We start from the raw sequence: 12,476 nt of genomic DNA on the forward strand, positions 1-12,476 counted from the left end.
TAATTTAAAACGCCTTAATTGGTGAGGTATTACTATGCAAAAAATTGGAGATATTCCTAATTCACGCGCCGACAATAATGGCGAATTTACCGACGGCAATGTCGCCGGCGGCGTTCCCCCAACGATATTACCGGCTGAATGGTTTAACACCTTACAGCGGGAATTAATGAGTGTTCTTTCTGCCGCGAATATTGATGCTGACAGTGAGAAGTTTGATCAGGTGGCGACTGCTGTCTCTAAATTAATTACTGATGGTGGATTTTTAAAAACAGCCAATAACCTTGTGGAAATTAAAAATGCGGGGGCGGCAGCCGTTGCAAGTACTCTCTTAAACCTTGGTTTGGGCGATGCAGCCCATCTGCCCCAATTAACGGGCGTTGTTGGCACATCACGCAATGCAAAAATGAGTGTTACAGCCGCATCGTCAACGGCCACTTTCACGGCAGATGAATTAATTGTTCAATCCGCCTTGGGAGGGTTGCAATACAAACTGAGCGGGTTTAGCAATACAATTAACCTGGCTACTACTGGCGCTGGCGGGATGAATACAGGCACCGCGCCTGTCAGTGGGTTCGTTGCTTTATATGCGATTTACAACCCGACAACTCAAGTGTCAGCCTTGTTTGCTGTTAACGCGACATCAGTGACCGCGCCAGAAATTTGCGGTGTAACAATGCCGGCCGGATACGTTGCATCAGCATTGCTGGCTGTTGTACCCACCGATGCATCATCGCGCTTTAATCCTGTAATAGTTCAGGGGCGGCATGTCTCAATTCAATACACAGCCATGTACGGTACTACATCAAATGTTGCAAGCTCTCCGATCAGTGTGGGTGGGGTAATCCCAAGAAATGCAATCAGCGTGTCTGGCTCGATTACAATGTCATCAACTACTGCGGGGCCAATTTCAGCAGACATAAGCGGAGCTGGCGCGATCGGTAATCAACGCATTGCTAATTATATGAATGCAACAGAAAGCCACACATCAAACTTCAGTGAAGTCCCTATTATCACACCTATCACAGTTACACTTGCGGTTAGCAGTAGCACCAGTACTTTCAGTTGTTATTTTTATGCTGCGGGGTATTCAATATGAAACATGTAAACATAGTTGATGGGATTGTTGTGGCTGAGTTTTCATGCCCGCAAGATAAAAAAGAATGGCCCAATATTGTAGCAGTTGAAGATGATGATCCGCGCTACATTGAGTTCATCGAATTGCCTTATAGCGCGAGATTAGATGAGTAATCATTACTGTTATCAAGCCGGGCTTAATAGCCCGGCCTATTCATATTGACTCTACTGAGTAACAGCTATGAGTTCAGTTCTCAGCCACAACTGGCTCGTTAGCGACCCCATTTCATGTTAAATTCGCTATCTTGGGCCATTGCGTTGCATAAGTGACTTGATTACAGGCGAATCACGGGAATCTAGGTATCAGTATGTTTACATATAAAGAAATATCAGCGCTGAACGAACTGGAATTGATCGTTTATAATTACATCATAAAAAACACTGATAAAGTGATGTATATGACCATCAGAGAACTGGCTGATGCAGCGGGTGTTTCTACTACCACGGTTTTACGATTCTGCAAAAAAATGAATTGTGATGGTTATTCTGAATTCCGGGTGCGGTTTAAATTATATGTAGAGCATGACGAAAAACCACCGGTTAGTTTTGGTATCAGTGAGATAATTAGCTATTTTAAAAGTATTAATAATAGCGAGTTTGATGACTTATTGGATATGGCTGCGGCACAAATAGCCGCCACGCGCCGAATTATTTTTGTGGGTATAGGAACCTCTGGGGCGTTAGGGAAATACAGCGCGCGTTTCTTCTCGAATATTGGCAAGTTTAGTACTTATATTGACGATCCCTATTATCCTATCAACAGCGATATGTATCAGGATGCTATTGCTATCATATTTTCCGTCTCGGGTGAAACCGAAGAGATTATCCGTATTGCTAATCAGTTCAGTTTACATAATTGTAAAATAATCAGCCTGACAAACAGTGATAACTCAACGCTGGCCAAAATGGCCGACCTTAATATCTCCTATCATATGCCACCTATTGTATTGGAAGGGCATTATAATATTACCACTCAAATTCCAGTATTATATATAATAGAAACTATTGGTAAAAAACTCCCGCAATTAATTAATAAAAAAGCACCATAAAACACTGTGTTTTTTGAGTGTAACATATTCCAATTCACGATTTTTGTTATATCGTGACTTCGCTTTTCTTTTTGCTAGAATCCAATCTCAACCGGCTACGAATATTAATAATAAGCCAATAACGCTCTGTTTATCTTACGCTCAGTACCCGCGACAGGAGATTAATAATGGCAATAGATTACGCACTGACCGCTCAGGAAATTATCCAATATATTGGCGGTGATAATAATGTGATTAATGTCACACATTGTGCGACCCGTTTACGGTTTATATTGAAAGACAATAAAATTGTCGACAAAGAACGTTTAAATCGTGTTAAAGGGGTCATCACCGTTATTGAAGCGGGTGGGCAAATGCAAGTGGTGATCGGTAATCATGTCGGCGATGCTTATAAACATGTCATCAGCTTGATTAATGTCGATGAAAGTGCCCCGGTTGCTGCACCCAAGGTCGGTATTGTTAGCCGTTTGATGGATATTATCTCCAGCATCTTCGCCCCATTCCTTTACCCGTTAGCCGCCTGCGGTATTTTACAGGGGATTATTTCATTTCTTGCCGCCATTGGCTGGATGGATGCGGCGAGCGGCACCTACCGTATTCTGAATTTTGTTTCCTGGACCGGTTTTACCTTCCTGCCCGTGCTGGTGGCCTTTACCGCTGCCAAAAAATTTAATGTTAATCCTTTCACCGCAGTCATTACCGCTTGTGCCCTGATCAGTCCTGATTATATGAATATGCTGACAGCCAATAAAATTACTACGCTGAATTCGGCCGATCCAGCCGTTCAGCAGCTAATGCAAGAAGCACTGAATAATCCGCAAGTGGCCCATATTTTAAACACTATCGCTGGTATTCCCTTATCATCGCCAACCTTGGATTTCTTCGGTATTCCCGTGCAATACCTGAGCTATACCGCCTCGGTTATTCCGATTATTTTGATGGTATGGGCCATGTCTTACGTGCAGCGCTTCTTTGAGCGGATCCTGCCAATGGTGGTGCGCAATCTATTCACCCCAATGTTCTGTATTGCCATCATGGTGCCACTAACGTTATTGGTGTTCGGCCCGGTGGGTAATCTGATCGGCGGTGCGATTGGTGGTGTTTATAACTCTCTTTATAACCTTAGCCCGGCAGTGGCTGGGTTTATGGTCGGCGCTTTCTGGCAGCCGCTGGTCACACTGGGTGTGCATTGGGGGATCACGCCTGTTACCGTTGGTAACTATGCGACGCTGGGTTATGACACCTTTACTGGCTTACAAGCTTCCGCTGTCTTTGCCATGGCGGGCACCATGTTTGGCGTTTACTTAAAAACCCGCAATAGTGAGATGAAGGGTATTTCACTGTCGGCCGGTATCACCGCGTTGTTCGGTATTACCGAACCGGCAATTTATGGTGTGGCACTACGCCTAAAAAAACCGTTCTTATGCAGTTGTGCTGCTGGCGGAATTGGCGGTGCTATCGCAGGGGCATCTAATGCGGTGTCATGGAGTTACTGCTTACCGGGTATTGCGGTATTACCGGTCTTTTTCAAAGAGGGCCATATGGCGCAGTTCCTTGGTTTCTTGCTGTCGATCACGGTAGCGTTCGTGTTGGGCGCACTTTTCACTTGGTTGGTTGGGTTTACTGATGAGCCTGAAAGTGTGCAACAGCAAAACAGCGCTAAAGCATCTGGCGCGCCGATTACTCAGGCGCAAATGAATCGGGGTTAACCGTTTAAATATTCAGGTGGGCCATCCCGCCATTGATTTTCATTTCAAGGGCCTACAGTTGCCCACAGTATTAAGGGAGAAAATAATGAGCCACAAACAATTACCGAAAGATTTCTTATGGGGCGGCGCAGTTGCAGCACACCAGGTTGAAGGCGGCTGGGATAAAGACGGCAAGGGTGTGAGTATCGCCGATGTATTGTCGGGTGGTGCGCATGGAATTGACCGGGTGATGACTGATGGCGTACAGGACGGCTACCGTTATCCTAACCATGAAGCGGTTGATTTTTATGGCCATTACAAACAAGACATTGCGCTGTTTGCTGAGATGGGCTTCAAATGTTTCCGTACTTCTATTGCCTGGACGCGTATCTTCCCGAATGGCGATGAGCAGCAACCCAATGAGGCCGGGTTACAATTTTACGATGATATGTTTGATGAGTTACTGAAACACGGTATCGAACCGGTCATTACTTTATCTCATTTCGAAATGCCCTGGCATCTGGTGAAAGAATACGGTGGTTGGAAAAACCGTCAGGTGGTCGATTTCTTCGTGAAGTTCAGTGAAGTGGTGATGGCGCGTTATAAAAGCAAAGTTAAATACTGGATGACCTTTAACGAGATCAATAATCAGCGCAACTGGAAGTATCCGTTATTTGGTTATTGCTGTTCGGGCGTAGTGTTTACTGAGCAAGAAAATCCAGAGGAAACGCTGTACCAAGTGCTGCATCATCAGTTTGTTGCCAGTGCTAAGGTCGTCAAGCTTGGTCATGCCATTAATCCTGAGTTCAAAATTGGTTGTATGGTGGCGATGGTGCCGTTGTATCCATTCTCCTGCCATCCTGATGACATGATGTATTCAGTAGAAGCTATGCGTGAGCGTTATCTGTTTGGTGACGTCCATATGCGCGGTTACTATCCTTCCTATATTCTAAATGAGTGGGAACGTCGCGGATTCACCATCAAAATGGAAGAGGGTGATCTTGATACTCTGCGTGATGGCTGTGCTGATTATATGGGGCTGAGTTATTACATGAGTAATGCCGTTTCTGCTACTAACCCTGGCAGCGGTAATTCACTTTCTGGCTTTGAAGGCAGCGTGCCAAATCCACACGTTAAAGCGTCAGACTGGGGATGGCAGATTGACCCTGTCGGCTTACGTTATTCACTGAGCGTATTGTACGAGCGCTATCAAAAGCCGCTGTTTATTGTTGAAAATGGTTTTGGCGCGATCGACAAAGTGGCTGCCGACGGTATGGTCCACGATGATTACCGCATTGCTTACCTCAAAGCCCACATTGAGCAAATGAAAAAAGCGGTATTTGAAGATGGTGTTGATTTAATGGGCTATACCCCATGGGGCTGTATTGATTGTGTATCATTCACTACGGGTGAATATAGCAAACGTTATGGCTTTATCTACGTGGATAAAAATGATGATGGCACTGGTACTATGGCGCGTTCACGCAAATTAAGTTTTGACTGGTATAAGCAAGTGATTGCCAGCAATGGTGAAGTGCTCTAAACCCGCGATAACCCCGTAATGTTGGAAAGGCTGATTATAATTTTGGCCTTTCCATTAATTTCCCCTCGCCCCATTTTACCCATCACTTCAGGTGAACAAACGCAGTTTGTTACATTTCTGGTTGATTAAAAAATATATTTAAATTCAGTTAATTAGAGCTTATTCCTCCTGTCTGTAGGATGTGGCTGACATATCCTTAAAAAAAGCTGGGTTATTCTCTTACCCTAAGCGATAACATCATTCTTTGCATGGGATATTCGTCAGGGTTAATTCAGTTTTTTTGTGTAAAAAGGATTAGAAATGAAAGGGCAGTTATTAGTTGCAGCGCTGTTGGCCGCCAGTTTTTCAGTCTGTGCGGCGGAACATGCTCATTGGGGATATGAAGGTCAGGAAGATCCTGCCCATTGGGGAAAGCTCTCACCGGATTTCTCACTGTGCGAAACAGGTAAAAATCAGTCGCCGGTTAATATTCACGGAGCATTGAAAACCCATCACAGTCAACTCGAGTTGGCTTTCCAACCAGGTAAACAGCAAATCGTGAATAACGGCCATACGATTCAGGTGAATGTCAGCACTGGCAATACCCTGAAACTGGACGGCGATACTTTCACATTACAGCAATTCCATTTCCATACCCCAAGTGAAAATGAGATTGATGGCAAACAGTTTCCGTTAGAAGCTCATTTTGTTTATAAAGATAAAGATGGGGCACTGGCTGTGCTCGCACTCATGTTCCAGCAGGGGGATGCAAATCCACAACTGGCACAGGCTTGGCAGCAAATGCCAACGGCGATTGACCAAATGGCGATATTAAATAAGCCTCTTGATATCAAAGCATTGCTACCCAAAAAGTTTGATTTTTATCGCTTTAGTGGCTCACTAACCACACCACCTTGCTCTGAAGGTGTCAGTTGGATGGTGCTTGAGCAGCCTGCGAGCGCTTCTGCTGAACAAATTAATCAATTCCGCTCTGTGGTTCATCATACGAATAATCGCCCTGTACAGCCACTTAATGGCCGAGTCATTATCGATTAAAACTACGTATGAGTCGCACTATCCTGTCTTCTGGCAGGTAGTGCGCGTGGCTTTTTGCCGTCTGGTTATTTTACACCATAGCCACATCAGTCAAATCCCACAAACAAAAAAACCAACCCTAACGGATTGGTTTTCTTAAGGTATTTTGGTCGGCATGAGAGGATTTGAACCTCCGACCCCCGACACCCCATGACGGTGCGCTACCAAGCTGCGCTACATGCCGATGCTATGACGGTTATACTACATTTTACCGTTATTAATGCAAGACTTGGCAAAACGTTCGCTTGTTTTTTGAGCGCACCAATGCCTGTTTTTAGAGCTAGTTCGCAATAAAACGTTTTATATCCGTCAACACTTGCAGCAGTAATGGAAGCTGAGGCTTTTCATTTTTGATTTCATTGCCTTGCTCATCATAGGTGCGGTATTCACCGTTATTATCTAATACAACGGTTTGTGTTGGCGTAGTAATAACTAACATGCCATTGTCACCGGTTGCCACCCAGTTATTATTGCGCTGTGCGGCGAATAAATCTTCCCCTTGCGAATAATCCTCAGGCGCTGTTTTGACGTGTAACAAACGTTGCATTAGCGTTGTCATGATATCTTCATGGTTGGTCAGTTTATTCACGGCCTGCGCTGGCGTGCCTGGCCAATGAACCACTAATGGCACTTGCAGTTGTTGGCGATTAAAGCTGCTGCTTGCACCCCAGGTATCATTGCCGCTGTCATTAAATTCAACACCATGGGCTGCAGTAATAATAACTACGGTTTTATCGAGCTGACCGCGCTGTTTCAGCGTATCCAGAATAGTCGCAATCTGTTGATCTACATCTTTTGCGCCTGCCTGGTAGTGACGGATAAAGTCAGTCGGTAACGCAACCTTCTGCCCGATTACCGGGTCTTGTGCTTCAACTGCCCCGTTGAGGTTAATGTATGAGAACCATGGTGCATTATTGTTGAGCGTGGACAGCCATTGCTGCCACTGTGCCGTGGTTTCGCTATCCGGTTGCACTGCGGGAGTTGGTAATGTGAAATCAGCTAACAGTGCCTGGCGGTAGAGTGGTGACTCAAAACCATCGGATGAGAACAGACCAAACTGATAACCCTGCGCGCTTAATGCTGTAACAAACGCTGAGGGTTCGCGCGCGGAGAGAATACCGTCTAAATAAGTAGGCGAAATGCCATAAAACAGGCCAAATAAGCCCGTATCCTGACGGTTGCCTGAACTGTAGTGGCTGTCAAACTGAATGTTGGAACGGCCAAATTCGGCCAGGGTAGGCATGTCTTTTTGCAGGCTACTGGCACGAATACCATCAACCACAATAAGCAACAAATTATAACCACTGCCTTTATCGCTGAAGGTAATTGGGTTGAGTGGATATTCAACCGCCAGTGCATCTGGATTACCTTGTTCCACCAAGCGACGCTGATATTCCTGCTGATCGAGCAGGCCGTGTTTCTCAAGGAACTTACGGGCGGTCATCGGGTAAGAGAGTGGCAGGTTTGCGCGTTGCATACTGATTGGGCGATAAAAATTGGCATCGGCCCAAATATAAATCAGATGAGAGGCAAAGAACGCAGAAATAAACACCGCCACCAACGGCTTAACAAAGCGTTGCCGGTTAAGGCTGCGTAGTTTTTGCCAGGCCCAAGTGCCGAAAAGCATCTCGACCAGGAAAATGACAGGCACGGCAATAAACATTAATTGCCAATCACGCGCCAGCTCGGTCTGGTCTGGGTTAACCACCAATTCCCATACCACCGAGTTAAGGTGTAAATGGAAACGGGTGAAAACTTCGGTATCAACCAACAGCAGAGTCAGGCCGGCAGTGGCAAAGGCGGCGGAAAGGAAACGGAGTAGTCGCTGCGACATCACCACAAAGGTGAGTGGGAAGATCACCAACAAATAAGCAGCAAAAACGATAAAACTAAAGTGCCCGAGCCAACTGACGAGGGCATAGATACGGCCAACCAGCGATGAGGGCCAATCGGAGACAAACAGATAGCGGCTACCCAGCACCAGGCTAAACAGGATATTAAACAGGGCGAACCAGTGCCCCCAGCTGATCATCTGGGAGACTTTTTCACGATAGCGCTGACGATTTGTCACCATATTGAGATTGCAGTCTTGGCCGATAAATTAATGAGCTTTATCTTCACTTATCGAAGCTTGAAGAGCTTCAGCGAAAGAACGTGCCAATACTTTGCGCTGCGCTGGGGCCACGCTAGTATTGATCAAATTTGTTACCATATTCCCCAACACCATCAAAGAAAGATTGGTGGGAGTATGGTTTTTTTCCATTACGCTGACCAATTCTGACAGCAGTTTTTCGACTTGTTCGTCGCTATAACGGGATGATTGTGCCATAAAAAGTGTGCTCAATACCTGACAAAGTCCCACATCTTACCGTATAGAGACACGCTTTTCCGCTATTTTATAGCATTAAGAATCATTAGCCATTAATTGAGGGGCGCGAATGCTTTAGGGTTGCAGCTCTCAGGCATCAGTGATTGAATACGCCCCTAGCCAAAAGGAGTATTTATCATGAGTCTGGATATTGACCAGATAGCCTTACATCAGCTTATCAAGCGTGATGAACAAACGCTTGATGTGGTGTTGCGCGATTCTCTGTTACCTGCCAATGCTGTAGTTGAAGAAATGATGGCCGAACTGCATCGTGTTTACAGCGCCAAAAGCAAAGCTTACGGGCTGTTTAATGAGCAGAGCGAGCTGGCTGAAGCGCTGAAACGAAGCCGTAAGGGTGATGAAGACTTCCTCAGTTTTAGCCGTGCTGCCACCGGGCGTTTACGTGATGAGTTAGCCAAATATCCGTTTGCCGAAGGCGGTGTGGTGCTGTTTTGCCAATATCGTTATCTGGCGGTGGAGTATCTGCTTATCTCGGTACTGAGCAGTTGTAATAGTATGCGAGTGAATGAGCAACTTGATCTCAGTACCACTCATTATCTCGATATTAACCGTGCTGATATTGTCGCCCGTATCGATTTAACCGAATGGGAAAATAATCCAGAATCCACGCGTTACCTTACGTTCTTGAAAGGGCGGGTAGGGCGCAAAGTGTCCGACTTCTTTATGGATTTCCTCTCTGCAGCAGAGGGGCTGGACACCAAAGCACAAAATCGGGGCTTATTACAGGCGGTTGATGATTACTGCGCGGATGCTGAACTTGGCAAAAATGAGCGCCAGGCATACCGTCAGCAGGTTTATAGCTATTGTAATGAGCAGTTACAAGCCGGTGAAGAGATTGCGTTGCAGGCGCTTTCTCAAGAGCTACCAACGCTGGGTGAGAAAGATTTTCAGCAATTCTCGGCTGAACAGGGTTATGCGTTAGAAGAGAGTTTCCCAGCAGATCGCGGTACTTTGCGCCAGTTAACCAAATTTGCTGGCAGTGGGGGTGGGTTGAGTATCAATTTTGATGCATTGTTGCTGGGTGAGCGTATTTTTTGGGATGCCGCGACAGATACGTTGACTATTAAAGGCACTCCACCCAATCTGCGTGATCAGTTACAGCGTAATTCAGGCAAAAAGTAACGGTTACCACCGTGACGATAGCCAATAAAAAACGCCGCATAAGCGGCGTTTTTTATTTCGGCGTCCCGAATATCGAAAGCGACGCGATTAAACGCGAACGAAGTCGATATGAGTCAGTTTTGGCTTGAAAGCGTGACGCTGAACAGCCTGTACTTTAACTTTGGTTTCTTTACCGTCAACAACCAGAGTCAGTACGGAATCATAAAAGCCCGGTTTCAATTCAAGGTTCTTGGTGGTGTCATGGTCAAGAGCAATAGAGATAGCTGCTTCAGAACCACCGTAAATGATTGCCGGAAATTTATTTGCTGCACGCAGGCGGCGGCTCGCACCCTTACCCTGGTCGTTACGTACTTCTACATTGATAGTGGTCATTTTGTTTTCTCTTAAAGAAAATTTACCCTGCTACAGGCGACCCAGCAACAGGTTCGATACTCGGCTTTGATTGGGTAAACCCAGAGCAAAGCGGGCGGCATTCTAGCGAAATATCGACCAGACAGCAAATAAAACTGCGAAAATCTCAGGCTAAATGCGGCTCAGGCAAGGGAGTCAGCCCGCCGGAAACGGCCCTGATAATCAAATATCTTTTCTCTAATTTGCCACCATTGCCCACGACGGCGGGCCACGACAAAATCGGGATAACGTAACAGGGCTTGTTGCGCGATGATATCGGCCGCCGTTTGCCATTTCAGCGCCACACCGGGTGCCCGTTGGTGTGGACGCAGGAAAATTTGTTCAAATGCCATACGTTGCGCGGCGGTGGTTAAGCGAAAACGTTCGCTGGTATTAGTGCCGTCTTCGTCGTAGTAGGTGATTTTCAGCCACTCACCCTTTGCGTCATGGCCCGTCTCCAGACTCATACCGCCACAACGCAGCACCAGGGCATCTTTTAATTTTAACGCGGCTTTCAGCATATCATCGGGATCGACCAGAACCTCCTGGCACTGGTGACAACGGCGGGCGGCAATGTCATTTTCCGCCCCACAATGCGGGCAGCACTTAAAGCGAAAGCGATAATCACATTGCGCCCGCACGCCTTGTTGGTCCTCAAACCACCCCTGACAGCGGCGACCATAGTGTTCAATAATGTCACCCGACTCGGTACATTTTCCCCAGAAGATATTGGCAAAGCCGCAATCTGGGCAAAATACCTGAACCGGCTGACTGCCACTATGCGGCTTGCTGGTACCCACTTCAGGGGTAAAAAGGTCATGGGGATTGCCAGCGTAATCCAGAATCAGGCAATCTTCTTTACCCGGTGATAACCGCAAACCTCGGCCGACTATCTGTTGATACAAACTGACCGATTCCGTGGGGCGAAGAATGGCAATCAGATCAACATGGGGGGCATCAAAGCCAGTGGTTAACACCGCCACATTAACCAAATAGCGCAGTTGCTGCTGCTTAAAGGCAGTGATTAACGCATCGCGCTCATTAGGCGGGGTAGTGGCGCTCACCAGTGCAGCCTCGTCTTTTGGCAGCAAGCCATACACCTCTTTGGCGTGTTCAACTGTCGCGGCAAAAATCATTACCCCGCGACGTTGAGCGGCATATTCAATTATCTGGTTAACAATATGCGGAGTAATTCGTTGCTGCTGCTTAAGTTCACGGTCTAAATCTGCTTCTCGGAACAGGCCGCTACTGTTGCTGGTCAGGCGACTGAAATCATACTGTACCACGGGCATATCCAACCGCTCTGGGGGGACCAGAAAACCGTGCTTGATCATGTAGCGCAAGGGTAATTCATAAATACAATCGCGAAAAAGGGACTTTTCATCACCACGGGTAATACCGTGATAATGGAATTGATAAATCCAGCCTTTTCCCAATCGGTAAGGTGTGGCGGTCAATCCCAGCAAGCGCAGTCGGGGGTTGGTGGTACGTAAATGCTGAATAATTTGCTGATACTGGCTGTCATCGTCATCACTGATACGATGGCATTCATCAATAATCAGTAGTGAAAAGGCACTATCAAACAGGGGCAGGTTTCGTGCCACTGACTGCACACTGCCAAACACTACTTTTCCTGCGCTTTGGCGTTGCTGCAAGCCAGCGGCGAAAATATCAGCCTCTAAATCGTAGGCGCAATATTTGGCGTGATTCTGTGCTACCAACTCTTTGACATGAGCCAGCACCAGAACGCGCCCGCGAGCCAGTTTCGCCAATTCGGCGATCACCAGACTTTTGCCTGCCCCGGTGGGTAGAACAATCAACGCAGGCTCACTGTGGCGGCGAAAATGGGCAAGAGTGGCATCGACAGCCTCTTGCTGATAGGGGCGCAGTGTAAATGCCATTAGTGCACCAGCCCGATGGTTTTCAACCCATTCTCCCCGCAACCCTTTTCCGCGCGTATGCGTGACATTTCTCTCTCTTTATAATGAAAAACTTTTGACTATTATGCCTGTCGGAGGCTGTTGGCGCGAGGCCCCAAGTTAGCACTGATGGGGTGGCGTGATAGACGCGGCGCACTCTGGGGGTAA

Annotated in this window: 9 protein-coding genes, 1 tRNA gene and 2 pseudogenes; 7 read left to right on the plus strand and 5 right to left on the minus strand. The window is 46.7% G+C overall.

What is annotated here, in order from left to right:
• Positions 1–34: 34 nt before the first annotated feature.
• The 6 genes and pseudogenes from A6J66_002405 (at position 35) to A6J66_002430 (ending at position 6,449) form a co-directional block, all read left to right on the plus strand.
• Positions 35–256: pseudogene (locus tag A6J66_002405) on the plus strand (hypothetical protein).
• A 108-nt stretch (positions 257–364) separates the two neighbouring features.
• Positions 365–712 (plus strand): annotated as a pseudogene (locus tag A6J66_002410) (phage tail protein).
• 730 nt (positions 713–1,442) lie between these two features.
• Positions 1,443–2,183: a MurR/RpiR family transcriptional regulator gene (locus A6J66_002415; GenBank protein PNM23140.1), complete on the plus strand. Its 741-nt coding sequence runs from the start codon at positions 1,443–1,445 to the stop codon at positions 2,181–2,183.
• Positions 2,184–2,350: 167 nt separating this feature from the next.
• A complete protein-coding gene (locus A6J66_002420; protein ID PNM23141.1) occupies positions 2,351–3,892 on the plus strand; it encodes a PTS beta-glucoside transporter subunit EIIBCA in 1,542 nt (513 codons plus the stop codon).
• Positions 3,893–3,977: 85 nt separating this feature from the next.
• Positions 3,978–5,414, plus strand: coding sequence for a 6-phospho-beta-glucosidase (locus tag A6J66_002425; protein PNM23142.1), 1,437 nt, complete (start codon positions 3,978–3,980; stop codon positions 5,412–5,414).
• Positions 5,415–5,714: 300 nt separating this feature from the next.
• Complete coding sequence (locus A6J66_002430) at positions 5,715–6,449, plus strand: carbonic anhydrase (protein PNM23143.1); 735 nt, start codon at positions 5,715–5,717, stop codon at positions 6,447–6,449.
• A gap of 146 nt (positions 6,450–6,595) precedes the next feature.
• Here A6J66_002430 and A6J66_002435 read toward each other — a convergent pair.
• The 3 genes from A6J66_002435 to A6J66_002445 form a co-directional block, all read right to left on the minus strand.
• Positions 6,596–6,672, minus strand: a tRNA-Pro gene (locus A6J66_002435).
• Positions 6,673–6,768: 96 nt separating this feature from the next.
• A complete protein-coding gene (locus A6J66_002440) occupies positions 6,769–8,562 on the minus strand; it encodes a DUF3413 domain-containing protein (protein ID PNM23144.1) in 1,794 nt (597 codons plus the stop codon).
• Between the two features lie 27 nt (positions 8,563–8,589).
• Complete coding sequence (locus A6J66_002445; protein PNM23145.1) at positions 8,590–8,817, minus strand: hypothetical protein; 228 nt, start codon at positions 8,815–8,817, stop codon at positions 8,590–8,592.
• Between the two features lie 177 nt (positions 8,818–8,994).
• Between A6J66_002445 and A6J66_002450 the strand changes: the two genes are divergently transcribed.
• A complete protein-coding gene (locus tag A6J66_002450; protein ID PNM23146.1) occupies positions 8,995–9,999 on the plus strand; it encodes a nucleoid-associated protein YejK in 1,005 nt (334 codons plus the stop codon).
• Positions 10,000–10,086: 87 nt separating this feature from the next.
• Here A6J66_002450 and A6J66_002455 read toward each other — a convergent pair whose 3' ends face one another.
• The gene (locus A6J66_002455) at positions 10,087–10,371 is read right to left on the minus strand and encodes a 50S ribosomal protein L25 (GenBank protein PNM23147.1); all 285 of its coding nucleotides are present in this window, start codon (positions 10,369–10,371) and stop codon (positions 10,087–10,089) included.
• 161 nt (positions 10,372–10,532) lie between these two features.
• On the minus strand, positions 10,533–12,290 hold the full coding sequence (locus A6J66_002460; GenBank protein ID PNM23148.1) for an ATP-dependent helicase: 1,758 nt from the start codon (positions 12,288–12,290) through the stop codon (positions 10,533–10,535).
• Between the last annotated feature and the right edge of the window lie 186 nt (positions 12,291–12,476).

The organism is Yersinia enterocolitica (assembly GCA_002082245.2).
In the GTDB taxonomy this organism is placed as follows: Bacteria; Pseudomonadota; Gammaproteobacteria; order Enterobacterales; family Enterobacteriaceae; genus Yersinia; species Yersinia enterocolitica_E.

Coding starts and splice junctions, on each gene's coding strand:
- A6J66_002415 (PNM23140.1), top strand. CDS start 1,443: ATGTTTACATATAAAGAAATATCAGCGCTGAACGAACTGGAATTGATC.
- A6J66_002420 (PNM23141.1), top strand. CDS start 2,351: ATGGCAATAGATTACGCACTGACCGCTCAGGAAATTATCCAATATATT.
- A6J66_002425 (PNM23142.1), top strand. CDS start 3,978: ATGAGCCACAAACAATTACCGAAAGATTTCTTATGGGGCGGCGCAGTT.
- A6J66_002430 (PNM23143.1), top strand. CDS start 5,715: ATGAAAGGGCAGTTATTAGTTGCAGCGCTGTTGGCCGCCAGTTTTTCA.
- A6J66_002440 (PNM23144.1), bottom strand. CDS start 8,562: ATGGTGACAAATCGTCAGCGCTATCGTGAAAAAGTCTCCCAGATGATC.
- A6J66_002445 (PNM23145.1), bottom strand. CDS start 8,817: ATGGCACAATCATCCCGTTATAGCGACGAACAAGTCGAAAAACTGCTG.
- A6J66_002450 (PNM23146.1), top strand. CDS start 8,995: ATGAGTCTGGATATTGACCAGATAGCCTTACATCAGCTTATCAAGCGT.
- A6J66_002455 (PNM23147.1), bottom strand. CDS start 10,371: ATGACCACTATCAATGTAGAAGTACGTAACGACCAGGGTAAGGGTGCG.
- A6J66_002460 (PNM23148.1), bottom strand. CDS start 12,290: ATGGCATTTACACTGCGCCCCTATCAGCAAGAGGCTGTCGATGCCACT.